This is a genomic window from Bradyrhizobium sp. IC3123 (genome assembly GCF_020193625.1).
GTDB lineage: Bacteria > Pseudomonadota > Alphaproteobacteria > Rhizobiales > Xanthobacteraceae > Bradyrhizobium > Bradyrhizobium yuanmingense.
Map to the genome: position 1 here is coordinate 765,847 of NZ_JADYVF010000002.1, position 24,539 is coordinate 790,385.

At 64.3% G+C, this 24,539-nt stretch carries 22 protein-coding genes; 7 read left to right on the plus strand and 15 right to left on the minus strand.

Annotated elements, in window-relative coordinates:
- From I6F20_RS09205 to I6F20_RS09230, 6 genes are all read right to left on the minus strand, one after another.
- Positions 1-1,182: an aminotransferase gene (locus tag I6F20_RS09205; protein ID WP_057028841.1), complete on the minus strand. Its 1,182-nt coding sequence runs from the start codon at positions 1,180-1,182 to the stop codon at positions 1-3.
- Positions 1,183-1,189: 7 nt separating this feature from the next.
- Positions 1,190-1,516 (minus strand): rhodanese-like domain-containing protein, encoded by a 327-nt coding sequence (locus I6F20_RS09210; RefSeq protein ID WP_036022412.1) that lies wholly within the window; start codon positions 1,514-1,516, stop codon positions 1,190-1,192.
- Between the two features lie 173 nt (positions 1,517-1,689).
- A complete protein-coding gene (locus I6F20_RS09215) occupies positions 1,690-3,624 on the minus strand; it encodes a potassium transporter Kup (protein WP_225125847.1) in 1,935 nt (644 codons plus the stop codon).
- Positions 3,625-3,764: 140 nt separating this feature from the next.
- The gene (locus tag I6F20_RS09220; protein ID WP_036001442.1) at positions 3,765-5,663 is read right to left on the minus strand and encodes a potassium transporter Kup; all 1,899 of its coding nucleotides are present in this window, start codon (positions 5,661-5,663) and stop codon (positions 3,765-3,767) included.
- A 173-nt stretch (positions 5,664-5,836) separates the two neighbouring features.
- Positions 5,837-6,667 carry an OmpA/MotB family protein gene (locus I6F20_RS09225; RefSeq protein ID WP_036001445.1) on the minus strand — a complete coding sequence of 277 codons (831 nt, stop codon included), beginning with the start codon at positions 6,665-6,667 and terminating at the stop codon, positions 5,837-5,839.
- Positions 6,668-6,690: 23 nt separating this feature from the next.
- Positions 6,691-7,464, minus strand: a complete 774-nt coding sequence (locus I6F20_RS09230; protein WP_036001447.1) for a motility protein A — start codon at positions 7,462-7,464, stop codon at positions 6,691-6,693.
- A gap of 301 nt (positions 7,465-7,765) precedes the next feature.
- On the opposite strand from I6F20_RS09230, the gene I6F20_RS09235 reads away from it, so the two are divergent.
- A complete protein-coding gene (locus I6F20_RS09235; protein WP_036001448.1) occupies positions 7,766-8,059 on the plus strand; it encodes a hypothetical protein in 294 nt (97 codons plus the stop codon).
- A 117-nt stretch (positions 8,060-8,176) separates the two neighbouring features.
- On the opposite strand, the gene I6F20_RS09240 is transcribed toward I6F20_RS09235, so the two are convergent.
- The 4 genes from I6F20_RS09240 to I6F20_RS09255 form a co-directional block, all read right to left on the minus strand.
- Positions 8,177-8,896, minus strand: coding sequence for an RraA family protein (locus tag I6F20_RS09240; RefSeq protein WP_036034447.1), 720 nt, complete (start codon positions 8,894-8,896; stop codon positions 8,177-8,179).
- 124 nt (positions 8,897-9,020) lie between these two features.
- Positions 9,021-9,902 carry a CDP-alcohol phosphatidyltransferase family protein gene (locus tag I6F20_RS09245; protein WP_036001453.1) on the minus strand — a complete coding sequence of 294 codons (882 nt, stop codon included), beginning with the start codon at positions 9,900-9,902 and terminating at the stop codon, positions 9,021-9,023.
- Between the two features lie 87 nt (positions 9,903-9,989).
- The gene (locus I6F20_RS09250; RefSeq protein ID WP_225126019.1) at positions 9,990-10,712 is read right to left on the minus strand and encodes a phosphatidylserine decarboxylase; all 723 of its coding nucleotides are present in this window, start codon (positions 10,710-10,712) and stop codon (positions 9,990-9,992) included.
- 88 nt (positions 10,713-10,800) lie between these two features.
- Positions 10,801-12,759, minus strand: a complete 1,959-nt coding sequence (locus tag I6F20_RS09255; RefSeq protein WP_225125849.1) for an ABCB family ABC transporter ATP-binding protein/permease — start codon at positions 12,757-12,759, stop codon at positions 10,801-10,803.
- A 201-nt stretch (positions 12,760-12,960) separates the two neighbouring features.
- Between I6F20_RS09255 and I6F20_RS09260 the strand changes: the two genes are divergently transcribed.
- Positions 12,961-13,566 carry an LOG family protein gene (locus tag I6F20_RS09260; protein WP_025035586.1) on the plus strand — a complete coding sequence of 202 codons (606 nt, stop codon included), beginning with the start codon at positions 12,961-12,963 and terminating at the stop codon, positions 13,564-13,566.
- A gap of 108 nt (positions 13,567-13,674) precedes the next feature.
- On the opposite strand, the gene I6F20_RS09265 is transcribed toward I6F20_RS09260, so the two are convergent.
- The 4 genes from I6F20_RS09265 to cysS form a co-directional block, all read right to left on the minus strand.
- A complete protein-coding gene (locus tag I6F20_RS09265; protein ID WP_036001466.1) occupies positions 13,675-14,052 on the minus strand; it encodes a VOC family protein in 378 nt (125 codons plus the stop codon).
- A 141-nt stretch (positions 14,053-14,193) separates the two neighbouring features.
- The gene (gene cimA, locus I6F20_RS09270; RefSeq protein WP_225125851.1) at positions 14,194-15,792 is read right to left on the minus strand and encodes a citramalate synthase; all 1,599 of its coding nucleotides are present in this window, start codon (positions 15,790-15,792) and stop codon (positions 14,194-14,196) included.
- Positions 15,789-16,280 carry a GNAT family N-acetyltransferase gene (locus tag I6F20_RS09275; protein ID WP_225125854.1) on the minus strand — a complete coding sequence of 164 codons (492 nt, stop codon included), beginning with the start codon at positions 16,278-16,280 and terminating at the stop codon, positions 15,789-15,791. Before I6F20_RS09275 ends, cimA begins: the two co-directional genes overlap by 4 nt.
- A gap of 115 nt (positions 16,281-16,395) precedes the next feature.
- Positions 16,396-17,778, minus strand: a complete 1,383-nt coding sequence (gene cysS / locus I6F20_RS09280; RefSeq protein WP_225125856.1) for a cysteine--tRNA ligase — start codon at positions 17,776-17,778, stop codon at positions 16,396-16,398.
- Positions 17,779-18,068: 290 nt separating this feature from the next.
- Between cysS and I6F20_RS09285 the strand changes: the two genes are divergently transcribed.
- Together I6F20_RS09285 and I6F20_RS09290 are read left to right on the plus strand one after the other, a co-directional pair.
- The gene (locus I6F20_RS09285; RefSeq protein WP_036001478.1) at positions 18,069-18,362 is read left to right on the plus strand and encodes a hypothetical protein; all 294 of its coding nucleotides are present in this window, start codon (positions 18,069-18,071) and stop codon (positions 18,360-18,362) included.
- A 139-nt stretch (positions 18,363-18,501) separates the two neighbouring features.
- Complete coding sequence (locus tag I6F20_RS09290) at positions 18,502-19,668, plus strand: DUF2865 domain-containing protein (RefSeq protein WP_225125858.1); 1,167 nt, start codon at positions 18,502-18,504, stop codon at positions 19,666-19,668.
- Between the two features lie 52 nt (positions 19,669-19,720).
- Here I6F20_RS09290 and I6F20_RS09295 read toward each other — a convergent pair whose 3' ends face one another.
- Positions 19,721-20,626 carry a DUF2189 domain-containing protein gene (locus tag I6F20_RS09295; RefSeq protein ID WP_036001493.1) on the minus strand — a complete coding sequence of 302 codons (906 nt, stop codon included), beginning with the start codon at positions 20,624-20,626 and terminating at the stop codon, positions 19,721-19,723.
- Positions 20,627-21,152: 526 nt separating this feature from the next.
- On the opposite strand from I6F20_RS09295, the gene I6F20_RS09300 reads away from it, so the two are divergent.
- The 3 genes from I6F20_RS09300 (at position 21,153) to I6F20_RS09310 (ending at position 24,539) form a co-directional block, all read left to right on the plus strand.
- Positions 21,153-21,986 carry a cytochrome c oxidase subunit II gene (locus I6F20_RS09300; protein WP_109144140.1) on the plus strand — a complete coding sequence of 278 codons (834 nt, stop codon included), beginning with the start codon at positions 21,153-21,155 and terminating at the stop codon, positions 21,984-21,986.
- Positions 21,987-22,059: 73 nt separating this feature from the next.
- Positions 22,060-23,838: a cbb3-type cytochrome c oxidase subunit I gene (locus I6F20_RS09305; RefSeq protein WP_036001499.1), complete on the plus strand. Its 1,779-nt coding sequence runs from the start codon at positions 22,060-22,062 to the stop codon at positions 23,836-23,838.
- Positions 23,835-24,539, plus strand: coding sequence for a cytochrome c oxidase subunit 3 (locus I6F20_RS09310; protein ID WP_225125860.1), 705 nt, complete (start codon positions 23,835-23,837; stop codon positions 24,537-24,539). The genes I6F20_RS09305 and I6F20_RS09310 overlap by 4 nt, the downstream gene beginning before the upstream one ends.

The window sequence follows — 24,539 nt, forward strand, 5'->3', positions numbered from 1 at the left end:
CTACCTCTTGCGTCCACGCACCGCGTCCGACAGCCGCTCCAGTGCGGTGTCGAGCGTCTCGTCCTTCTTGGCAAAGCAGAAGCGCACCACTGATGTGACCGGGTCCTGCTCGTAGAACGCCGAGACCGGGATCGCGGCGACCTTGTAGTCTTTCACGATGCGCCAGCAGAACTCGGTGTCGCTCTCGTTGAGCCCGAGCGGCGACAGGTCGACGGTGAGGAAATAGGTGCCTTGCGACTTCAGCACGGGGAAGCCGAGGCTCTCCAGCCCCTTGGTCAGCCGGTCCCTGCTCCGCGTCAGGTCCTTGCGCATGGATAGGAAGTAGTCGTCGGACTTGCCGAGCCCATAGGCGACGGCGGCCTGCAGGTTCGGCGCGGTGGTGAAGGTCAGGAACTGGTGCACCTTGGCCGCGACGCGGAGCAGCGGTGGCGCCGCGCAGACGAAGCCGATCTTCCAGCCCGTCAGCGAGAAGATCTTGCCGGCCGAGCCGACCTTGATGGTGCGCTCGCGCATGCCGGGAATGGTGATCAGCGGGATATGCTTGTGCTCGTCGAAGGTGACGTGCTCCCAGACCTCGTCGCAGATCGCGATGACGTCAAACTCCTGGCAGTAACGCGCGAGCAGCTCGAGGTCCTCGCGCGGATAGACGACCGCGCTGGGATTCAGGGGATTATTGAACAGCACCGCCTTGGTCTTTGAATTGAACACGCTTTTCAGCATGTCCTCATTCAGCCGCCAGTACGGCGGCTCGAGCCGGACCAGGCGCGGAATGCCGCCGGCCTGGCGGATGATCGGCAAGTAAGAATCATAGACCGGCTGGAAGCAAACCACCTCGTCGCCGGGCTGGATTACCGCGAGGATCGCCGAGGTCAGTGCCTCGGTGCCGCCGGAGGTCACCATCACCTCGCTCATCGGATCGAGCTTGAGGCCGTGCCAATGGCCGTAATGGGTCGCGATCGCCTGGCGCAGCTCCGGCAGGCCCATCATCGAGGGGTACTGGTTGTAGCCGTTCAGCGAGGCCTCGGCCGCGGCGCGGCGGATGTCCTCGGGGCCGGGATCATCCGGAAAGCCCTGGCCGAGATTGATCGCATTGTTGTCGCGCGCGGCCTGCGACATCGCCTCGAAGATGGTGACGGGAAGGTCGGCGAAGACCTTGTTCAGCGAAGAGCTCTTGGTCGTCATTGCGCGGTTAGCCACCGACCTTGCTGGGAAGCCCGGCCGCCTTCCAGCCCAGCATGCCGCCGGCCAGATGCTTGTCGTAAGACAGGCCCGCCGCCTGTGCCGCCAGCGAGGCCGTCACCGAGCGCTTGCCCGAACGGCAGGCGAACACGACCTCCTTGCCGGCGGGATCGGGGATCGCCTTCGGATCGAAGGTCGAGAGCGGAACCACGACGCCGTAAGGGTAAGCCTCGGCCTCGACCTCGTTCGGCTCACGGACGTCGACGAGCAGATAACGCCCTTCCGCGACACCCTTGGCGACCTCGTCCGGGGTCAGATCCTGCACTTGATTTGCCACATCATCCTCCAACGTCGCGGGCCCCGTACCGGGGCGATCCCGGCCGGCGGCAACCTCGCCTCTCGGGAGACGAAAATCAAGCGCCACAAAGGCTTGAGCCGCGCGGCGCAAGTTAAAGCTAAATCGCAGCGACTTGAAGTCCGCTTTGAATCCCAAGCCCTAGATCGTCTGCCCTAGATCGTCACCTGCGTGCCGACCTCGACCACACGGCCGGACGGGATCTGGAAATAGTCGGTGGCGTCGTTGGCGGAGCGGCTGAGCGAGATGAACAGCCGGTCCTGCCAGCGCGGCATGCCGGAATGGGCGGCGGGCTTGAGCGCCCTGCGCGACAGGAAGAACGAGGTCGACATGATGTCGAACTGCCAGCCCAGCTTGCGGGCGATCGCGAGCGCCTTCGGCACGTTGGGCGATTCCATGAAGCCGAACTTCAGCGTCACCTTGGAGAAGGTCGGTGAAATCTGCTCCAGCTTCACCCGTTCGGCCGGATCGATCCGCGGGGTTTGCGCGGTCTCAATGGTGAGAATGACGTTCTTCTCGTGCAGCACCTTGTAGTGTTTCAGACTATGCATCAGCGCGGTCGGCGCGCTGAGCGGGTCCGAGGTCAGGAACACCGCAGTGCCAGGCACCCGCTGCGGCGGCCGCTTCTCCAGCATCGCCACGAGATCGGCGAGCGGAAACTCGAGCTTGCGCGACTTTTCAAACAGCAGCCGGCTGCCGCGCCGCCACGTGTACATCAGGATGATCATGAGCGCGCCGAGCGCCATCGGCACCCAGCCGCCCTCGAACACCTTCAACAGGTTCGCGCTCAGGAAGGTCAGATCGAGGAACAGGAACGGCGCAATCAGCGCGCCGGCAGCAAGCGCTGACCAGCGCCAGCCCTTCCAGACCACGACGAAGCCCATCATCGCCGTGACCACCATGGTACCTGTGACGGAGATGCCGTAGGCGGATGCGAGCGCGCTCGACGAGCGGAACAGCAGCACCAGCAGCACCACCGCGACCAGCAGCAGCTGGTTGATGCGCGGAATGAAGATCTGGCCGGAATGGGCTTCCGACGTATGGCGAATTTCAAAGCGCGGCAGCAGCCCGAGCTGGATCGCCTGGCGCGTCAGCGAATAGGCGCCGGTGATGACGGCCTGGCTCGCGATGACGGTCGCCATGGTGGCGAGCACGACCATGCAGCCTCGGACGAAGCCTTGCGGGAACAGCTGAAAGAACGGGCTCACGATCGCGCCGGGGTCGCCGAGCACCAGCGCGCCCTGCCCCAGATAGTTCAGCGCCAGCGAGGGCAGCACGATGGTAAGCCAGGCGGTCTGGATCGGCCGCTTGCCGAAATGGCCGAGATCGGCATAGAGCGCCTCGGCGCCGGTCACCGCCAGGAACACCGCGCCCAGCGTCACGAAGCCGACGATGCCATGGTGCAGCATGAAGTTCACGGCGTAGAGCGGGTTGAGCGCAAGCAGCACCTGCGGCTGCTGGGCGATCTGAGGGATCGCCGCCACCGCCAGAACCGTGAACCAGACGCACATGATCGGGCCGAAGAAGGCGGCAACGCGCGCCGTGCCGCGGGACTGCACGGCGAACAGGCCGACCAGGATCACAACCGTCAGCGGAACGATGTAGGGCTCGAACCTTAGCGTGACGTCCTTCATGCCCTCGATCGCCGACAGCACGGAGAGCGCCGGCGTGATCACGGCATCGCCGTAGAACAAAGCTCCGGAAATGATGCCGAGCAGCACGATGGTGGCCCCGCCGCGGCCGGTGCCAACCGCCCGCTGGGCCAGCGCCATCAGTGCAAGCGTGCCGCCCTCGCCGTTGTTGTCGGCGCGGAGCAGGATCACGACGTATTTGAGCGTCACCACCACGATGAGCGCCCAAAGGATCAGGGAGAGCACGCCGAGGACCGCTGCCGGCGTCGGCAACCCCTCCGCGCCCGAGGCCGCCATCACCGCCTCGCGGAACGCGTAGAGCGGGCTGGTGCCGATGTCGCCGTAAACGACGCCGACGCTCCCGAGCGTCAGCGCGCCGAAACCGGCAGTGGTATGGGCATCGCCATGCCCATTGGCCGCCACCGTTTCCGGGGCGGGAACTGCTACGTCGCTTGTCATGGGAGAGCCCGATGGCCTCTAAAATGCTTCACTGCACAACGGCGGAAGAGCGCGCGGCTTATAGTCCTGCGCCACCGGCATGGCCTAGCCCGATTCTGGGCCGTAGCCATGCAAATATGCATGGCTACGCCAGTTGCATTCTAGATGGTGACCTGGGTTCCGACTTCGACCACGCGGCCGGTGGGGATCTGGAAGTAGTCGGTGGCATCGTTGGCCGACCGGCTCAGCGCGATGAACACATGATCCTGCCAGAGCGGCATGCCCGACTGTGCCGAGGCCTTCAGTGACCTGCGCGACACGAAGAACGACGTCGACATGATGTCGAACTGCCAACCCTGCTTGCGCGCGATGGCGAGCGCCTTCGGCACGTTCGGCTGCTCCATGAAACCGAAGCGCAAGCGGACCTTGGAGAACTTTTCGCTGATCTTCTCCATCCTGAACCGCTCCGACAGATCGACCCGAGGCGTCTGCGCGGTCTCGATGGTCAGAATCACGTTGTGCTCATGCAGCACCTTGTTGTGCTTGAGATTGTGCAGGAGCGCGGTCGGCACGAACGCGGGATCGCTGGTCAGGAACACCGCGGTGCCCTTGACGATGTGCGGTGGCCGCTTCTCCAAACTGCGGATCAGATCGTCCAATGGCACCTCGATCCGGCGGGTCTTCTGGATCAGGATTGCGGAGCCCTTGCGCCAGGTCCAGATCGTCCCTGCCATGACGATGCCGAACAGCAGCGGCACCCAGGCGCCTTCGAGCAACTTGAGCAAATTGGCGCTGAGGAAGCTCAAATCGACGATGACGAAGGGGACGATCACGGCTGCGGCCGTCGCGGCGCGCCAGTTCCACAACTTCCAGATCACGACGAAGCCCATGATGCCGTCGGCGACCATGGTGGTGGAGACGGCAATACCGTAGGCGGAAGCCAGATTGCTGGGGGTGTGGAACAGCAGCACCAGCAGCATCACGCCGATCAGCAGCAGGCGGTTGACGCGCGGCAGATAGATCTGGCCGGCATGGGATTCGGAGGTGTAACGCACCTCAAAACGCGGCAGGAGCCCGAGTTGCACGGCCTGGTGGACCAGCGAATAGGCGCCGGTGATCACCGCCTGGCTCGCGATCACGGTTGCGGCCGTCGCGAGTCCGACCAGCGGCAGGACCAGGCTCTCGGGCACCATGCGATAAAACGAATGCTCGATCGCGCTGGGATCGGACAGCACCAGCGCACCCTGCCCGAAATAGTTGACTAGAAGCGCCGGCAGCACGAAAAACATCCAGGCCGACTGGATCGGCTTGCGGCCGAAATGGCCGAGATCGGCATAAAGCGCCTCTCCGCCCGTCACCGCCAGGAACACCGCGCCGAGCGTCACGAGGCCGATCACACCGTGCGACAGCACGAACTGCACCGCATAGTACGGATTGATCGCCGCCAGCACCGTGGGATCGTCGGCGATGTGGACAGCCCCCATCACGGCGATGACGGTGAACCAGACCACCATCACCGGCCCGAAGGCCGAGGCGACCAATGCGGTTCCCTTGCTCTGCACGGCGAACAGCAGCACCAGAATGAGCACGGTGAGCGGCACGACATAGTGCTCGAGCGCGGGGGTCGCGAGCTTGAGGCCCTGCACCGCCGATAGCACCGAGATCGCCGGCGTGATCATGGAATCGCCGATGAACATCGAAGCGCCGATCACGCCGAGCGCGAGCAGGACCCAGCTTCGCCGCCCGAGCGCGCGCTGGCCGAGCGCCATCAGCGAGAGCGTGCCGCCCTCCCCGTTATTGTCGGCGCGCAGCAGCAAGAGGACATATTTGGCGGTGACGACGATCAGGAGCGCCCACAGGATCAGCGAGAGCACGCCGAGCACGATGACGCGCGAGACGGGCTCGCCATGGGCGGCGGCCTTGACCGCCTCGTGGAATGCATAGAGCGGCGAAGTGCCGATATCGCCAAAGACGACGCCGACACTCCCGAGCGTAAGGGCCCAAAAACTTGCGGTGGGCCGCCCGTCCTGGGTCTCGGCCTGTGTGATGCTCGCCGTCATGAAGGTGGAGAACGCTTCGTTCCTGAAATTGATCCGGCGCCTTTTGACGCTTCCGGTGCACCTGTCAATCGGCGCACCATCATAGCAGGCGCCGAGCCGGATGCTGTGACGCCACAGCCACGCTCATCGCCCGCGCGACGACATGCCTCAGGTAAGATGGTAGCGCAAGGGGGTTACGGCCTCAGATTCGGCGGCAGCGGCGGATCTTCGCGCATCAAGGTGATGGTCACCCGCCGGTTGGCTGCCAGCGAGGGATCGTCCGGAAACAGCGGCTGGGTATCGGCCTTGCCGGAGACGGCGAAGATGTGCGACGGCGGCAGGCCCTGGCGCTCGAGGATCTGGCGCACGGCGTTGGCGCGATCGGCCGACAGATCGAAGGCGCCATAATCGCTGCGGGTCGGCACGAACCCCGCCGCGGTGTGGCCGGCGATGGAGACGCGGAGCGGCGTCGCCTTGAGCGGGATCGCGAGCTTCTCGACCAGGCGGCGGGTGCGGTCATAGGGCACCTTGGAGCCGTCGGCGAACATCGAGCGGCCGTCCTGGTCGACGATCTCGAGGTTCAGGCCCTGCTTGGTCTCCTCGAACATGATGTGCTTGGACATCTCGGTCAGTTCCGGCATGTCCTGCAACGCCTGGCGCAGCGAGGCTGCGGCCAGCGCGAAATTGCGGTCGACCTTGATCTTCGCGCCGGAGGTCTTTTCGCGGTCTTCCTGATCTGGCGTCGGCGTGTTGGAGGCATCTTCCGGCTGGATGTGGTCGACGTTCTTGAGCCGCGGGCGCGTCGGCAGGCCGTCGGATTCGACGATGCCGGAGTAGCGCGCCTCGGTCTGCACGCCGAACGCCTCGCGCATCGAGCCCGCGACGATCTTCAGCTTGTTGGCGTCTTGCGTGGAGAACGCGACCAGCATCACGAAAAACGCCAGCAGCAGCGCCATCAGGTCGGCGAAGGTCACGAACCAGCCGTGGCCGCCACCGTGAGCATTGCCGCGCTTCTTCTTGGCCATCTCTCAAAATCCAGGCGGCGGCCTCAAGCCGGCACCGGCTCGCCTTCGGTGTGACGATGCTTCTCCGGCAGATAGGCCAGCAGCATTTCGCGCACCAGGGTCGGGCTCTTGGAGTCGCGGATCATCAGGATGCCGTCGATGATCAAGGTGCGGTTGGTCTCTTCGTCCAGCAGCTTGCCGTGCAGCTTGTCCGCGATCGGCAAGCAGATCAGGTTGGCGACAACGGCGCCGTACAGGGTCGCCAGCAGCGCGGTGGCCATGAACGGGCCGAGCTTGGAGGGATCCGACATGTTGGAGAACATCTGCACCATGCCAAGCAGCGTGCCGATCATGCCGAACGCCGGGGCGCAGTCGCCGACGGCGCGGTAGATCTTGCTGCCTTCATCGAGGTGCATCAGGAAGTTGTCCCGGTCGCGCTCCAGATTGTCGCGAATGAAATCGAGGTCGTAGCCGTCGGCAACATAGCGAATGCCCTTGGCGAGGAAGGGCTCGTCGGTCTCGACCTTTTCGAGTCCGACCGGGCCCTGCTTGCGGGCGATTTCCGCGATGCGGGCGAGCTCGTCGACAAGGTCGTGAGCCGACAGGCGGCTCAGGGTGAAAGCAAACTTCGCGCCCAGCGGCACGCCGTGGATCATCGCGGACAAAGGAAAGCGGATCATCGTCGCTGCGAACGAGCCACCGAAGATGACGATGACGGCGTGGATGTCGTAGAACATCCCGAACGTACCGCCCATCAGGATCAGCGACGACACAACAATGGCGCCTGCGACGAGGCCGACAAGTGTTGCGATATCCATGATCGACTCCAACGCCTACGCAACAACGGCCGTCCTGGCCGCTGGCGCGGCTCAACCCCGAACCGCATCGCAGACCCTAGAGCGCCGCCCTTAAAGGCGCGTAAAGGTTAAGTCTCGACGATGTGCCGCCTGCCGCCGCAATTTGTCCCGGTTGCCGTCCAGCGATAGGAATTTCAACCCTTCGCTAACCATAAGCAGGCGCCCACCACGTCACGTCGGCTGCGGCCCTCCGCCACATCGTGGACGGGGATCAGTTGGTGTCTGCTAGCGTTGCGACAGGGCCAATCGCGGAGCCAGCGCGATGTTGATGCTATTCGGTCTACTCACGGCGCTGCCCGCGGCGCTGGCGTTCCACCTGCTCGAGCCGGAACTCGTGCTTCCGGCGTTCAGCGTGCTGCTCTTTATCGAGGCCGCCTTCGCCGTGCTCGCGGCGCGGTTGATGCGCAGCGCCAACAGCGCAGACGATATCACCCTCTGGGACCTTGCCGGCGGCTTCACCCTGATCGGATGCGCCGCCGCCGTGCTCGGAGAACCGGATCAAGTCGCCCTGCTTCTGACCGAGCAAGGCGGCATTCGGCCGTCGTCCGGGCCGTAGATTGCCCTAAAGCGCGATGCGATTAGGATCAACCGTCATCGCGCTTTAGGTTATTGTTTGAGCATGATCTTTTCGGAAAACCGCTACACGCTTTTCCGGATCATGCTCCAGCAGCCGTCAATGGATCTCCGCAGAGCGCTTCAACGCGGCCTTGAGCTTCTCGAGCGAGAAGTCGGGACTGCGGGCGATCTCCAGGATCGGCGTCTCGCGGCGGCCGCACAGTTCGGCGGCCTCCGGCAGCTTTGCGGCAAGGTCAAGCGGGATCACGATGGCGCCATGCCGGTCGGCGTGGATGAGGTCGTCCGACTTTACGGTCATGCCGGCGACGCGCACCTCGCCGCCAAAGCTTTCCGCGTGCACCCAGGCGTGCGACGGGCCGATCGAGCCGGCTAGCGCCTGGAACCCGGGCGCCCATTGCGGGATGTCGCGGATCGAGCCGTCGGTGATGACGCCGAGGCAGCCGAGCGCCTTGTGCACGTTGCTCTGTACCTCGCCCCAGAACGCGCCATAGCCGACGTCGGGTCCGTCGATGTCCTGGATCACCGAGATGCGCGGGCCATGGCCGGTGCCGACATATTCGTAATATGCGATTCGGCGCCTGGACTGCTCCTCGGCCGGAAGCGATGATTTCAGAACCGAGCGGATCGTCACCGTGCGGGCATAGCCGACGATCGGCGGCAGGTCGGGAAACGGACAGACCAGCTGCTTGGTGGTGTAGCCGATCAGCCGCCGCTCGGGCGCCACGATCTCCATGGCGTTGCAGATCGTCGGCGTATCGTAACGGCCCAGCGCTTCGAGGACGGAAGCGGGCAGCGGCCCGGTCGCGGAATTGGTCACGGCGTTCTCTCCCAGGTTGGCGGCGATTGATTGCGCGATGCCGCCGGCACAAGGGCGATATAGCCGAGATCGGACCTCGACCCAACTCAGGCAGGCTTCATGGCAGATATCCGCGAGGAGCGTTTTAGTGCAGTCGTCCGGGCCGATCGTCGTCTTGCGGCGGCTCCGACAAATTCGCCAGCGTCGGCGCCGAGGGCGGTGACGGGACCTCGCCTCCCGCCGGCGCGGTGGCTTCCATCGCGCGCGCCTGGTCGCGATAGGATTTGTAGCCGAGCGGCAGCGCGAGGAGGTACAGCACCGTGCCGATCGACAGCACGTGCCAGGGATAGGCGATCAGGAGCGCGATGAAGACGATCACGGCGACGAAGGCCGGCAGCACCAGCTCGGGCGGCACGCGCATCCGCTTGGTCTTGCCGGAGAACACGGGCAGGCGCGACACCATCAGAAACGCGATCAGAAGCGTGTAGGCCGCGGTCACCGCCGCAGGTGTGCGCCCGACGTCGAGGAACGCGACATAGATCGGCAGCAGCACGGTGATCGCGCCGGCGGGCGCCGGCACGCCGGTGAAGAAATTGGCGGCGAAAGCCGGCTTGTTCGGATCGTCCATGGTGGCATTGAAGCGCGCAAGCCGCAGGCCGCCGGAGATCGCGAACACCATGGCGGCGATCCAGCCGGCATTGCCGAGCTCATGCAGCTGCCAGAAATACAGCATCAGGCCGGGCGCCACGCCGAAATTGACGAAGTCGGCGAGACTGTCGAGCTCGGCGCCGAACTTCGACTGCCCCTTGATCATGCGCGCGATGCGGCCATCGATGCCGTCGAGCGCGGCGGCGAACACGATGGCATAGACCGCGAGCGTCATCCGTCCTTCGATCGACAGGCGGATCGAGGTCAGGCCGGCGCAGATCGCCAGCAGCGTGATGACGTTGGGCACCAGCATCCGCACCGGGATCGGTCGGAACCGCCGGCGGCGGACGTCGGGATCCTTGAAATCGTAAGGCGTCATGGCTCGTCCTTATCTCGAGGCGAGATATTAGCAAGCCGCGCCGCCCTCCGCCATTGCGGCGGAACGCCTGTGAGCACCGACTATTGGTTAATTGGCGCGGAACGCGCGGCCCGGGTCGTCGCCGGCAAGGTCGGCCAGGATCGTCTCTCCGGCGATCGCGGTCTGCCCTTCCGAGACCAGCGCCTTGGTACCCACGGGCAGGTAGACGTCGAGGCGCGAGCCGAAGCGGATCAGGCCGAAACGCTCGCCGGCGCCGATCGCCTGCCCCTCCTTGACGAAGCAGACGATGCGCTTGGCGACCAGGCCGGCGATCTGGACCACGCCGATCCGCGCCGTCGGCGTCGTGATCACCAGCGAGTTGCGCTCGTTGTCCTCGCTCGCCTTATCGAGCTCGGCGTTGATGAAGAGGCCGGGCCGGTAGGCGATACGATCCACCCTGCCCGCCACGGGCGCGCGGTTCACGTGGCAATTGAACACGCTCATGAAGATCGAGACGCGCGGCAGCGGCCGGTCGCCCAGCCCAAGCTCGGCCGGCGGCAGCGCCATGGTGATCATGGAGACGCGCCCGTCGGCCGGCGACACCACGAGACCCTCGCCCACCGGCGTCACACGGACGGGATCGCGGAAGAACAGCGCACACCACACGGTCAGGATCGTGCCGATCCACCCCAGCGGCGACCACAGCCAGAACAGGAGCAGGCTCGCCAGCGCAAAGGCGCCGATGAAGGGATAGCCCTCCTTGTGGATCGGCGGGATCTGACGCTGGATCGAATCGAGAATGGACATTGCTTTTTGCCGGTCGGGGTTAATGCCACGGGGTCGTCGCGCGGGCTTGTTTAGGCCAGACTTTTGTTTAGGCCAGACTTTGTTTAGGCCAGACTTGGGACCGGAGACAAGGTCACTCCGCCGCCGCGGGCGTCGTCAGGCTATCATCGACCGGCGGCGGCTCCCGGTTAGGCGCGGCATTGGTGTCGGCCATCTTGGCCAGCTTCTCGCGGGCCTCCTCGGCCTCGCGCTGCCTGTTCCACATGCTGGCATAGAGCCCGCCCTGCGCGAGCAGGCTCGCGTGAGTGCCGCGCTCGGCGATGCGGCCCTGGTTCAGCACGATGATCTCGTCGGCGCCGACGATGGTGGAAAGCCGATGCGCGATCACCAGGGAGGTGCGGTTCTTCGCCACGCGGTCGAGCGCCCCCTGGATCTCGTGCTCCGTATGGGTGTCGAGCGCCGAGGTCGCCTCGTCGAGCACCAGGATCGGCGGCGCCTTGAGCACCGTGCGCGCGATCGCGACGCGCTGCTTCTCGCCGCCCGACAGCTTCAGGCCGCGCTCGCCAACCTGGGTCTCGTAGCCCTTCGGCGCCATGCGGATGAAGTGGTCGATCTGCGCCAGCCGCGCCGCCTCCTCGACCTCGGCATCGGTCGCGTCCCAGCGGCCGTAGCGGATGTTGTAGCGGATGGTGTCGTTGAACAGCACGGTATCCTGCGGCACCATGCCGATCGATGCGCGCAGGCTGGCCTGCGTGACCTCGCGGATGTCCTGGCCGTCGATCAGGATCCTGCCGCCGGAGACATCATAGAGGCGAAACAGAAGCCGCGAGATGGTCGATTTGCCGGCGCCAGAGGGGCCGACGATGGCAACCGTCTTGCCGGCCGGCACTTCGAAGCTGATGCCCTTGAGGATGGGGCGCGCCGGCTCATAGGCAAAGCGCACGTCCTCGAAGCGCACCGTGCCGGCGGAGATGACCAGCGGCTTCGCGCCAGGCGCGTCCTTGATCTCGGCCTCGCGGCTGAGCACGCCGAACATCTTCTCGATGTCGATGATCGCCTGCTTGATCTCGCGATAGACCATGCCCATGAAGTTCAGCGGCTGGTAGAGCTGGATCATCATGGCGTTGACCAGCACGAAATCGCCGACGGTGTTGGTGCCGTTGCGCACGCCGATCGCGCACATCAGCATGGTCGCGGTCAGGCCCAGCGTGAAGATCACCGCCTGGCCTGTGTTGAGCACCGCAAGCGAGGTGTAGGTGCGGACGCTCGCCTCCTCGTAGCGCTCGACCGATCTGTCGTAGCGCTGCGCCTCGCGTGCCTCGGCACTGAAATACTTCACCGTCTCGTAGTTGAGCAGCGAGTCGACCGCCTTGGTGTTCGCCTCGGTGTCGGAATCGTTCATCTTGCGGCGGATGCCGATCCGCCACTCGGTCGCGACGTAGGTGTAGTACATGTAGAGCGTGACCGTGATCAGGGTCGCGACCACGTAACGCCAGTCAAATTGCCAGAGCAGCACCGCCAGCAGCAGCGAGACCTCGACGATGGTCGGGATCAGCTGCAGGATCACCATGCGCACGATGACCTCGATGCCCTCGCGGCCGCGCTCGAGCACGCGCGTGAGGCCACCGGTCTTGCGCTCGAGGTGAAAGCGCAGCGACAGCTCGTGCATGTGGATGAAGGTGAGGGTCGCGAGCTTGCGCACCGCATGCATGGCGACGCGGGCGAAGATGCCGTCGCGCCATTGCGTCAGCACCGCCATCAGGATGCGCATCACGCCGTAGCTCGCGGTCAGCAGCAAAGGCGAGGCGATCACCCAGAGATGCCAATTGTCGGCCGCTACCGGCGCGGTGTTGGCGCCGGTCAGCGCATCCGTCGCCCATTTGAAGCTGAACGGCACGGTGAGCGTGATCAGCTTGGCGGCGAGCAACAACACCAGCGACCAGACCACCCTCATCTTCAGGTCGAAACGGTCGCCCGGCCAGATGTAGGGCCACAGATGTGCCAGCGTGCCCATCAGCGTGGCCCCGGCCTGCGGTCCTGCCACGGAAGGATCAGGAACGTCGGCGCCGTCGAACGATTGAGGTTGGTCCATCAACAAACCCGAAAGCCCGCCGGATGCGGGCGAAACTGCGATTAACGATTTTCGCCCGTCATATAGAGCCTTCCCGATGCCCGTGCACCCCGCCAGATGGCGAATCTTCGATTGTTTGTCGCGATTTACCGGTAAATTCCCGGACGTATCGAATCACCGTTTGGGCTTGACGCCACTTCGCTGCAATGCATCATGGCACCAATGAGCACGATCAAAACCGTCTGTGTCTATTGCGGCTCCGGCCCTGGAACAAATCCCAACTTTATTGAAGCGGCGAAGGCGCTCGGCAAAGCGCTGGCGGAAAGCAAGATCCGCCTCGTCTATGGCGGCGGCTCGCTCGGCCTGATGGGCGCGGTTGCGACCTCCGTGCTGGATCACGGCGGCATGGTCACCGGCATCATCCCCGACTTCCTGCGGATGCGCGAGAATGCGCTGACGCGCGTGCAGGAGATGGTCGTCACACCCGACATGCACGAGCGCAAGCGGCTGATGTTCGAGCGCTCCGACGCCTTCGTGGCCCTGCCCGGCGGGCTCGGCACGCTGGAGGAGCTGGTGGAGCAGCTGACCTGGCAGCAACTCGGCCGTCACGCCAAGCCCGTGCTGCTCGCCAATGTCGACGGCTTCTGGGAGCCGCTGTTCTCCCTGGTGGCCCACATGCGGCAGACCCAGTTCATCCGCGCCGGTCTCACCGTCGATATCCTGAAGGCGGACAAGGTCGAGGAGATCATCCCACGGCTGCGCGCCGCGGCGGCGCAGATCCCTGACGACCAGCGCGATCTCGCGCCCGACGTGGCCCGGCGGCTCTAAAGCATGATCCGGAAAAGTGTGAAGCGGTTTTCCGAAAAGATCATGCTCAAACAACAACCTAAAGCGCGATGACGATCCATCCTAATCGCATCGCGCTTTAGACCGTCCCTATTCCTGCGGAAACGTCACCGCCTCGATCCGGTTGCCGTCGGGATCGGTGACGAAGGCGGCGTAGTAGCGCACGCGATCGTGCGGGCGGAGGCCCGGTGCGCCGTCGGAGGCGCCGCCAGCGGACAGCGCAGCTGCGTGAAACGCATCGACCTCGGCCGCGGTTTTCGCCCGCAGGCAGATGTGCACGCCGCTCTCCGGCGCGACACGCGGCATGCCCTCGCGCAGATTGATCCAGAACTCCGGATAGGCCTTGCCAAACCCGATCGTCCGCGGCCGCGTGACGAGGCGCGCGAGGCCGAGTGCGGCGAGCGTCGCCTCGTAGAACTTTGCGGCGCGATCGAGATCGCTGACGCCGACGGAGATGTGGTCGATCATGGCCGTGCCCTTTCCCCATCCTCGGTGTCATCGCCCGGCTTGACCGGGCGATCCAGTACTCCGTGACAGCAGTAGATAAATCGATGGGCCGCAGCGTACTGGATTCCCCGCCTTCGCGGGGAATGACAGTCGTCGTGGGGGTTACGCCGGCGCGTCCGACTTCACGAGCTTGTAGATTACCGAATCCATCAGCGCCTGGAACGAGGCATCGATGATGTTCGGGGACACGCCGACGGTGGTCCAACGATCGCCGTTCTCGTCCTCGCTCTCGATCAGCACGCGCGTGACCGCGCCGGTGCCGCCATTGAGGATACGGACGCGATAGTCGATCAGTGTCAGGCCCTCGATGAACTTCTGGTACTTGCCGAGGTCCTTGCGCAGGGCGACGTCGAGCGCGTTGACGGGACCGTTGCCTTCGGCCGCCGAGATCAGATGCTCGCCGGCGACGTCGACCTTGACCACCGCGAGCGCCACCGTGACGCGTTCGCCGAGCGCGTTGTAGCGCTGCTCGACGTTGACGTCGAACTGCTCGACCTCGAAATAATGCGGCACCTTGCCGAGCGTGCGGCGCGCCAGGAGCTCGAACGAGGCGTTGGCGGATTCATAGGCATAGCCGGCCGCCTCGCGCTCCTTCAATTCCTCGACGAGACGCGTCAGCTTCGAATCGCTCTTCTCGTAAGGGATACCGGCGCGGTCGAGCTCGGCGATGACGTTGGAGCGCCCGGCCTGGTCGGACACCAGCACCTTGCGGTGATTGCCGACCAGCTCCGGCAACACATGCTCGTAGGTCTGCGGATCCTTCAGCACGGCGGAGGCATGGATGCCGGTCTTGGTGACGAAGGCGCTCTCGCCGACGTAAGGAGCATGCCGGTTCGGCACGCGGTTCAGCATGTCGTCGAGCGTGCGCGACACCTTGACGAGCGTCGCCAGCTTCTCGGTGGTGACGCCGATCTCGAAAGCGTCGGCAAACCCGATCTTCAGCTTCAGCGTCGGGATCAGCGAGCAGAGATTGGCATTGCCGCAGCGCTCGCCGAGGCCGTTCAGCGTGCCCTGGATCTGCCGCGCGCCGGCACGCACCGCGGCGAGCGAATTGGCCACCGCCTGCTCGGTGTCGTTATGGGCGTGGATGCCGACGTGATCGCCGGGGATGTGCCTGGTCACGTCTCTGACGATGGCCTCGACCTCATCGGGCATGGTGCCGCCGTTGGTGTCGCACAGCACCACCCAACGCGCACCGGCATCGAAGGCGGCCTTGGCGCAGGCGAGCGCGAAGGCGGCGTCTTCCTTGTAGCCGTCGAAGAAATGCTCGCAATCGAGCATCACCTCGCGGCCGGCCGCCTTCGCCGCCGCGACGCTGTCGCGGATCGAGGCGAGGTTTTCTTCCTTCGTGGTCTCCAGCGCGACGCGGACCTGATAGGCCGACGCCTTCGCCACAAAGCAGATCGCGTCCGCCTTCGCTTCCAAAAGGCCCGCGACGCCCGGGTCGTTCGAGACCGACCGGCCTGCCCGCCGCGTCATGCCGAAGGCGGTGAAGCGCGCATGATTGAGCTTGGGCTTGGAGCCAAAGAACTCCGTGTCGAGCGGGTTGGCGCCGGGATAGCCGCCCTCGACATAATCGATGCCGAGATCATCGAGCATCGCCGCGATGACCTGCTTGTCCGCCAGCGTGAAGTCGACGCCGTTGGTCTGCGCCCCATCGCGCAGCGTGGTGTCGAACAGATAGAGACGCTGCTTGCTCATTGCCCCGCTCCGAGCGTCTTCTTCATGGTGGTGTTGGCGAGCCACTCGTCATTGATGGTGACGCTGTTGCGCTGCTGGGCGGTGTAGCCGCGCTTGGCGAAGAAGCCCTCCGCGGTATCGCTGGCGTCCACCGACAGGCTCTTGGCGCCGCGGCTGCCGGCGAGCCTCTCCAATGCATCGACCAGCATGGTCGCGATGCCCTGCCCGGCCACGGCCGGATGCACATAGAGCATGCGGATGTGATCGTTGCCGCGCAGCGAAGCAAAACCAACCGGCGAGCCTTCCAGCGTCGCGATCAGCGTCAGGTCGGACGCAAGCCGCTTGCCGAACTCCTCGTCCTCGGCCGCCGCCATCCAGGCTTCCTGCTGCGCCTCGCTATAATCGTCGCCGGTCAACTCCTCGATGCTGGCGGCGAAGATCGCGGCGAGGATCGGCACATCCGCCGGCAGGAAGGGCCTCAGTGCGGGCTTTGGCAAAGTCTGTCCCATCGTCCTTACCACATCCCATAAAGCTTGAGCACGATCGCCACCGCGCCGGCGAGCAGCGCGATCTTCAGCGCGATGTAATAGAGCCAGTGCCGCGGAAACGGCGTCTCGGGGCGCTTCATCGGGCGATCTCCCAGGTGGTGCCTTCCTTGGAGTCCTTGATCGCGACGCCCATCGCAGCGAGCAGATCGCGAATGCGGTCGGACTCGCCAAAGTCCTTGCGGCTACGCGCAGCTGTTCGCTCCACGAGCAGGCGCTCGACCTCCTTGGCGTCGATCCCGCTCGCCTGCTGCTTGCGCCCTTCCCACTGCGCCGCGCTCTCGGAGAGGAATCCGAGCAGCCGCAACGAGCCCGCAAGACCTGCGATATCGTTGCCGCGCAGGCCGTGCAGCGCCGCGATCGCCTGCGGCGTGTTGAGGTCGTCGAGCAGCGGTTCGACCACCGACGGAGCCGGCTCGCCGGACACGACATCGGCCGCGACGCGATACCAGTCGTCGAGCGTCTTAGCGCTCTCCTCCAGCGACTTCATGGTCCAGTCGATCGGCGAGCGGTAATGCGTCTTGAGCATGTTGAGGCGCAGCACCTCACCCGGCCAATCCCTGAGCAGCTCGTGGATCGTGATGAAGTTGCCGAGGCTCTTCGACATCTTCTCGCTCTCGACCTGCAAGAAGCCGTTGTGCATCCAATAATTCGCCATGCGCTCGCGATGGAAGGCGCAGCAGGTCTGCGCGACCTCGTTCTCGTGGTGCGGAAACACGAGATCGATGCCGCCGCCATGGATGTCGAAATGCTCGCCGAGATGCTTCCAGGCCATCGCTGAGCACTCGATGTGCCAGCCCGGACGCCCCTCCGCCTTGATGCCGGATGGCGACGGCCAGGACGGCTCGCCCGGCTTCGACGGCTTCCACAGCACGAAGTCGGTCGCATCGCGCTTGTAGGGCGCAACATCGACCCGCGCGCCGGCGATCATCTCGTCGAGCGAGCGCTTCGACAGCGCGCCATAGCGCGGCAGCGCGGAATTGGCCGCGTTCATCGCCTGCGGCGAGAACAGCACGTGGTCCTCGGCGACATAGGCAAAGCCGCCGGCGACCAGCTTCTCGATGATCTCGCGCATCTCGCCGATATGCTCGGTGGCGCGCGGCTCGACGCTCGGCCGAAGCGCGCCGAGCGCATCGACGTCGGCATGAAACTGCTTGCCGGTCTGCTCGGTGACCTTGCGAATGGCCTCGTTCAGCGGCAGGCCGGGAAAGTCGCGCGCGGCGCGGTCGTTGATCTTGTCGTCGACGTCGGTGATGTTGCGGACATATTTGACGTGCGGCTCGCCGTAGATGTGGCGCAGCAGCCGAAACAGCACGTCGAACACGATCACCGGCCGCGCATTGCCGATATGGGCGAAGTCATAGACCGTCGGTCCGCAGACATACATGCGGACGTTGTTCGGATCGAGCGGCACGAAGGTGCGCTTTTCCCGGCTCAGCGTATCGTAAAGACGCAATTCCATGACAACCCATCCCTCTCGGCCGGGCGTCCAAGGCTCTCAATGTGTTTGAGAAAAGACGGCTCCAGCCAGCGAATCGCTAGCTCGTAATCTCGCGGCAAATGGCGCAAATGGCGAGGAGACCGTCCATGCGGGCACATATGGGCCACCACGGGCCCCGGCGTCAAGGGCCGCGAAAATGCCGTTTTTGCCTCCGCACGGGGCGCGGCCCGCCCGGAGGGTTCATGATCCCCTAACCATTTGAGCCCATTCTGAAACCCGCGGTTCCCTAATTTTTTGCCCCCGGTATTTTCATGCGATCCCTGCTCGCGCTCATTTTCAGCGCCTCGCTCCTTGCAGCACCTCAGGCGTGCGCCGAGACCCGCGTCTTCATCATCGCCGACCAGTGCCTGTCCAAGAACGACACCAAGGGCGACACATGCGGCGCCTCCGCCGCGCGCACCTATTGTCAGTCACGAGATTTTGCAAAGGCATCAGGCTATCGCCGGGTCGATCCCGACGAAATTACCGGCTCCGTCCCCAAAACCGGCACAAACTGCTCCCATGGCCATTGCGACGAATATGTCGCAATCACCTGCCAGCGCTGAATTCCCTCGGAGCTGGCGGACCTTAGGACCAGTTCGGCCCCTGAAACGACGTGACGATGCCGCGGGAAGCGGCTATTGGAGGGCGCGCTTCGGCCCCCACCTCACTTGGATGATCACGCTGGGCCGTGACCTCGCTAGAATGGCGGATATGCCTGAATTCTTCTCTCTCCTCCGTGCCCGCTCCCTCCTTGCCTGCACCGTGCTCGGCACACTCGTGCTCGCCGATGGCGCTTTGGCGCAGGCCGGCCCGCCGCCCCAGCCCGGCCAGAACGGGCTCGGACCGAACCCGATGTGCGTGCGGCTGGAAGCCCAACTCGCCGCGCTCGATCGCGGCGGAGGTGATGCCGCGCGCGAAGAGCAGATCCGCCGCTACCAGGATTCCCAGGCCAAGCAGCAGGCCGAGCTCGACCGTGTCACCATGCAGGCCAAGCGCATGGGCTGCGATTCCTCCGGCTTCTTCTCGCTGTTCAACGGCCAGTCGGCGCAGTGCGGCCCGGTCAACACCCAGATCCAGCAGATGCGCGCCAATCTGGACCAAATTACCGGCAGCCTCGAGCGGCTGCGCGGCGGCCCCGGCGCCAACCCGGAGCGCGACAACCAGCGCCGCTCGGTGCTGATGGCGCTGGCGCAGAACAATTGCGGCCAGCAATATGCCAATGCCGTGCAGCAGCAGGGCGGCGGCAACTTTCTCACTAATCTGTTCGGCGGCAACAACCCGAACAATCCGCAGGCCATGCCGCCCTCCGATCTCGGCCCGCAATCCGGCACCTTCCGCACCGTCTGCGTGCGCACCTGCGACGGCGCTTATTTCCCGATCTCCTTTGCCACCGTGCCGGCGCGTTTCGCCGACGACGAGAGAACCTGCAAGGCGCTGTGCCCGGCCGCGGAAGCCGTGCTCTACAGCCATCGCAATCCCGGCGAGGACATGAACGCGGCGGTCTCGATCGGCGGCCAGCCCTACACGGCGCTGCCGACCGCATTCAAATTCCGCAGCGAGTTCAACCCGTCCTGCTCCTGCAAGGCGGCGGGACAGACCTGGGCGGATGCGCTGAAATCGGCCGATGACAAGGCCGCGGCCGAGCAGCAGGGCGACATCATCGTCACCGAGGAAAGCGCCAGGAAGATGCAGCAGCAACGACTCAACAAGGGCGCGCCGCAGCCTGCCAATGCCAAGAAAGGCGCGGCTCCTGCGCCAGCAACTGCTGCCGCACCGGTCGCCACGCCACCCGCGGACGCGAGCCCCGCGTCGGAGAACAAGCCGATCCGCTCGGTCGGCCCGACCTTCCTGCCGCAGCAGCAGAAGTAGGCCGTCGCTCTGTCATGCTCCGCGCGGGCGTCCCAGCGCGGCCGTTCCGCTGTTACGGCTCGCCCTCGCGGCTCCACGGGAAGAGATTGGCCGGAAAGTCTGCTGCGTAGCGCCTGCCCTTCCGGGGCGGAAGCGGTGCATCCGGTGGGTTCGGATTGGGCTCGACCACCCGCCGATAGAGGTGCCAGGTGGCATGACCGAGCACCGGCAGAACGACGGCGAGACCGACGAAGAGCGGCAGCGAGCCGATCACGAGCAGAGCCGCCACGATGAGGCCCCATCCGGCCATCGCAACCGGATTCGCCGCCACCGCTCGGAGCGACGTGCGGATCGCGTCGATCGCCGTCGCATGACGGTCCAGCATCAACGGAAATGACACGACGCTAACGCACAATGCCACAACCGCAAACAGGAAGCCGACACCGCAACCGATGATGATGAGCGACCAGCCTTCGGGTGTCGTCAGCACGCGCGTTGCGAAGTCGGGTATGCTTGCGGCCGCAGCGTGACCGAAGATCGCGACATAGATTGCGTTCGCGGCACCGATCCAGGCCCCGAACAGGACCAGCAGGAGCACGCCGAGTTCGACCATGGCGCCGAACGACGGTGCGCGCAGCACCTTGATCGCATCCCATGCTTCGACCTCTTCGCCGCGCTCGCGACGACGGCTGAGTTCGTAGAGACCGATCGCGGCAAAAGGACCGATCAAGGCAAAGCCGGCGGCCAGCGGAAACAGTAGCGGCAGCACCGAATAGCCGAGCACCATCCTGAACAGGACGAGACCGAGAACGGGATAAATCAGGCACACGACGATCGCGTGACTCGGCATCGCCTGGAAATCACCCCAACCCAGGCGCAGGACCTCGGTCAGGTCGGACAAGCTTATCTTGCGAATGGGATAGGAGGTCGCTTCGCCGAATGCGCGCCGCCTGATGTCGTGGGAGTACAGAGTGGCCATGTACGGACCCTCCCGTGCTGAAAATCGCGGTTTTCGACAACACGCGCTCTTCAGCCACGCGTGTCCGCCTGACGAGCAGGAAACGCGATGGGTCTGGTACGGCAACCCAGGTTCAGTAACCGAGCCTGGCCGGACGGAACCCGTCGCGACCTGCCCGGCAAGCTTAGCGCGCGCGGAGCACGACTGCACTCACGGTTGGGTGAATTGCGCACCAGCACGGATTTGTGCGTTGCATCACCCAAACCGAACAATGGGCACCGGATGCTTGTCGGTTTGCCAGCACCGGCAATCACACCAATTCGGGCACCTCTATTGCTCTATTGACGCCGGATTAGGCTGGGATCATTTTAGACGCAGACGCCCTTAGAGTTGAAGGTCGCGAGCGTTCTCTTGATTTCGCGATCGGTGGACTGGGCGAAGCAAGAGGCCGGCGATGGCATATGCCAAGAAAGGCCAGCCATCGCGACAGACATGAGCTCCGCCCGGGATTCGTATCCGTAGCCTTCGATGGCAAGGATGGATCAGGATGGCTGTCGCACTGATACTGCTTCTGGTCGCGATCGGCTCGGTGCTGTTTCACATCTACAGCCCGTGGTGGTGGACGCCGATCGCCACGAACTGGGCCTATATCGACCACACGATCAACATCACGTTCTGGATCACGGGCTTCGTTTTCGTCGCCGTGATCGCCTTCATGGCTTACTGCGTCTTCCGCTTTCGTCACAGAGAGGGAAGAAGGGCTGACTACAATCCGGAAAACAAAAGGCTCGAATGGTGGCTGAGCGTCGGGACCGGCGTCGGCGTCGCGGCCATGCTGGCGCCTGGCCTCGTGGTCTGGCACCAGTTCGTGACGGTGCCTGCGGATGCCACCGAGCTCGAGGTCATGGGCCAGCAATGGCAGTGGAGCTTCCGCCTTCCGGGCAAGGATGGGCAGTTGGGCACATCCGATGTCCGCAACATCGCTTCCGACAATCCGATGGGGCTCAATCGTGACGACCGGCACGCGCAGGACGATGTCGTGATCGAGAGCGGCGACCTGCACCTTCAAGTCGGAAAGCCGGTCAAGGTTCTCCTCCGCTCGGTTGATGTCCTGCACGATTTCTACGTGCCCGAATTCCGGGCCAAGATGGACATGGTTCCAGGCATGGTGACCTATTTCTGGATCACGCCGATCCGAACCGGAACCTTCGATGTCCTCTGTGCGGAGCTTTGTGGCACTGCTCACTATCAAATGCGGGCCAAGGTCATCGTCGACGAAGAGCGTGAATATCACGCTTGGCTGGAGCAACAAAAAACATTCGCAGAATTATCGCCGGCAAAAGCCGTCGTGAAGACGACGTACCAATCCGGCAGCAAGTAGCAAGCTGCCGCCGAAGATAGATCGGGCGCAAGAGGCCAGCGCCTCCCCCCGATGGAACGACCGAGGAGGTTCTATGGTCGATGTTCCATATGAAGGGATCCCCGGCATCCCGCCTGCCGAAGTACCTGACGTCGAGCTCTATCATCCGCGGAGCTGGTGGACACGATATGTGTTCTCGCAGGACGCCAAGGTGATCGCCATTCAGTATTCGCTGACGGCCACGGCCATCGGGCTGGTGGCCCTGGTGCTGTCGTGGCTGATGCGGCTGCAACTGGGATTCCCCGGCACGTTCTCTTTCATCGATGCCAACCAGTACCTCCAGTTCATCACCATGCACGGCATGATCATGGTGATTTACCTGCTCACCGCATTGTTCCTGGGCGGCTTCGGCAACTACCTGATCCCGCTGATGGTCGGCGCCAGGGACATGGTCTTCCCCTATGTGAACATGCTGAGCTACTGGATCTACCTGCTCGCAGTCCTGGTGCTTGCCTCGACATTCTTCGTGCCCGGCGGCCCCACCGGCGCCGGTTGGACGCTGTACCCGCCGCAAGCAATCCTTTCAGGAACGCCCGGGCAGGATTGGGGCATCCTTCTCATGCTCGCGTCCCTGATCCTGTTCATCATCGGCTTCACCATGGGCGGGCTGAATTATGTGGTCACAGTGTTGCAGGCGCGCACGCGCGGCATGACCTTGATGCGCCTGCCCCTGACGGTGTGGGGCATTTTCACGGCAACCGTCATGGCGCTCCTCGCGTTCCCTGCATTGTTCGTTGCCTCGGTCATGCTGCTGTTCGACCGTCTCTTGGGAACCAGCTTCTTCATGCCCGCCCTCCTCGAGATGGGCACGCTTTCGAAACATGGCGGCGGCAGCCCGTTGCTCTTCCAGCACCTGTTCTGGTTTTTCGGTCATCCCGAAGTCTACATCGTCGCCCTGCCCGCCTTCGGCATCGTCTCCGATCTGATCAGCACGCATGCGCGCAAGAACATCTTTGGTTATCGCATGATGGTCTGGGCGATCGTAGCCATCGGCGCGCTCAGCTTCATCGTATGGGCGCACCACATGTATGTGAGCGGCATGTTCCCGCAATTCGGGTACTTCTTCGCCACCACGACGCTCATCATCGCCATCCCCACCGCGATCAAGGTCTACAACTGGGTGCTGACCCTGTGGCGCGGCGACATTCATCTCACGGTGCCGATGCTGTTCGCCCTCGGCTTCATCGTCACCTTCGTGAACGGCGGGCTCACCGGCCTCTTCCTCGGCAACGTCGTCGTGGACGTGCCCCTCTCGGATACCATGTTCGTGGTCGCCCATTTCCACATGGTGATGGGCGTGGCGCCGATCATGGTCGTGCTCGGCGCGATCTATCATTGGTACCCAAAGGTCACGGGGCGGATGCTGAACGAGGCCATGGGCAAGTTTCACTTCTGGGTCACCTTCCTCGGCGCCTACCTGATCTTCTTCCCCATGCACTATCTTGGACTGCTCGGGGTCCCGCGCCGGTATTTCGAACTCCTGGATACGACGTTCATCCCGTCCTCGGCCCATTCACTCAACGCCTTCATCTCCGTGGTGGCCTTGATCGTCGGCTTTAGCCAGATGGTGTTCCTGTTCAACCTTGTCTGGAGCCTGTTCAAAGGTGAGGCCTCAGGCGGCAATCCGTGGCGGGCGACGACGCTGGAGTGGCAGACGCCGGAGACGCCCCCGGCGCACGGCAACTGGGGCAAGGAGCTCCCTGTCGTGTACCGCTGGGCCTATGATTACAGTGTGCCCGGTGCCGCGGAGGACTTCATTCCGCAGAACCAGCCGCCGCGCGCGACTCAGCTCGTTCAGGGAGCTGCTTCGTGAGCGCCATCATCCTGTTCCTGGCTGTGCTTGCGGTGATCGCCGGATGGTGGCTGTCGCAGCAGCGCCTGACGGCCAAGCCCTGGCTGGAGGAAGGCCCGGCCGGTGACTTCCCCGGCGGCGATGCCATGACCTGGCCGGCAGCGAAGATCGGACTTGGCGTGTTTCTCGCGGTCGCGAGCGCCTTGTTCATCCTCTTCATCAGCGCCTACTCGATGCGCATGAGCGTGGTGGACTGGCGGCCGCTGCCGGTGCCGCGGCTGCTGTGGGTCAACACGGGCGTCCTGGTCCTGAGCAGTGTCGCGCTGCAATGGTCGTACGTGGCCGCGCGCCGACACGATACCGAAGGCGTCATGATCGGTCTGCTCGCGGGCGGAGCATCTGCCGTGATCTTCCTCGCCGGGCAGCTCCTGGCCTGGCAACGGCTCGGGGCTGCGGGATATTTCGTGGCGTCCAATCCATCGAATTCCTTCTTCTACCTGTTGACCGCAGTGCACGGGCTGCACCTGACGGGCGGTCTGGTGGCCTTGGGCCGAACCTCGGCCAAGATGTGGCGCGGCGCCGAGATCGCCGACATGCGCTTGAGCGTGGAGCTGTGCGCCATCTACTGGCACTTCCTGCTGTTGGTCTGGCTTGTCCTGCTCGGTCTTCTCACCGGCTGGACCGACGATTTCATCGACATCTGCCGCCAATTGCTGAGCTAG

Coding starts and splice junctions, on each gene's coding strand:
- I6F20_RS09205 (WP_057028841.1), bottom strand. CDS start 1,182: ATGACGACCAAGAGCTCTTCGCTGAACAAGGTCTTCGCCGACCTTCCC.
- I6F20_RS09215 (WP_225125847.1), bottom strand. CDS start 3,624: ATGACAAGCGACGTAGCAGTTCCCGCCCCGGAAACGGTGGCGGCCAAT.
- I6F20_RS09220 (WP_036001442.1), bottom strand. CDS start 5,663: ATGACGGCGAGCATCACACAGGCCGAGACCCAGGACGGGCGGCCCACC.
- I6F20_RS09225 (WP_036001445.1), bottom strand. CDS start 6,667: ATGGCCAAGAAGAAGCGCGGCAATGCTCACGGTGGCGGCCACGGCTGG.
- I6F20_RS09230 (WP_036001447.1), bottom strand. CDS start 7,464: ATGGATATCGCAACACTTGTCGGCCTCGTCGCAGGCGCCATTGTTGTG.
- I6F20_RS09235 (WP_036001448.1), top strand. CDS start 7,766: ATGTTGATGCTATTCGGTCTACTCACGGCGCTGCCCGCGGCGCTGGCG.
- I6F20_RS09245 (WP_036001453.1), bottom strand. CDS start 9,902: ATGACGCCTTACGATTTCAAGGATCCCGACGTCCGCCGCCGGCGGTTC.
- I6F20_RS09255 (WP_225125849.1), bottom strand. CDS start 12,759: ATGGACCAACCTCAATCGTTCGACGGCGCCGACGTTCCTGATCCTTCC.
- I6F20_RS09260 (WP_025035586.1), top strand. CDS start 12,961: ATGAGCACGATCAAAACCGTCTGTGTCTATTGCGGCTCCGGCCCTGGA.
- I6F20_RS09265 (WP_036001466.1), bottom strand. CDS start 14,052: ATGATCGACCACATCTCCGTCGGCGTCAGCGATCTCGATCGCGCCGCA.
- cimA (WP_225125851.1), bottom strand. CDS start 15,792: ATGAGCAAGCAGCGTCTCTATCTGTTCGACACCACGCTGCGCGATGGG.
- I6F20_RS09275 (WP_225125854.1), bottom strand. CDS start 16,280: ATGGGACAGACTTTGCCAAAGCCCGCACTGAGGCCCTTCCTGCCGGCG.
- cysS (WP_225125856.1), bottom strand. CDS start 17,778: ATGGAATTGCGTCTTTACGATACGCTGAGCCGGGAAAAGCGCACCTTC.
- I6F20_RS09285 (WP_036001478.1), top strand. CDS start 18,069: ATGCGATCCCTGCTCGCGCTCATTTTCAGCGCCTCGCTCCTTGCAGCA.
- I6F20_RS09290 (WP_225125858.1), top strand. CDS start 18,502: ATGGCGGATATGCCTGAATTCTTCTCTCTCCTCCGTGCCCGCTCCCTC.
- I6F20_RS09295 (WP_036001493.1), bottom strand. CDS start 20,626: ATGGCCACTCTGTACTCCCACGACATCAGGCGGCGCGCATTCGGCGAA.
- I6F20_RS09300 (WP_109144140.1), top strand. CDS start 21,153: ATGGCTGTCGCACTGATACTGCTTCTGGTCGCGATCGGCTCGGTGCTG.
- I6F20_RS09305 (WP_036001499.1), top strand. CDS start 22,060: ATGGTCGATGTTCCATATGAAGGGATCCCCGGCATCCCGCCTGCCGAA.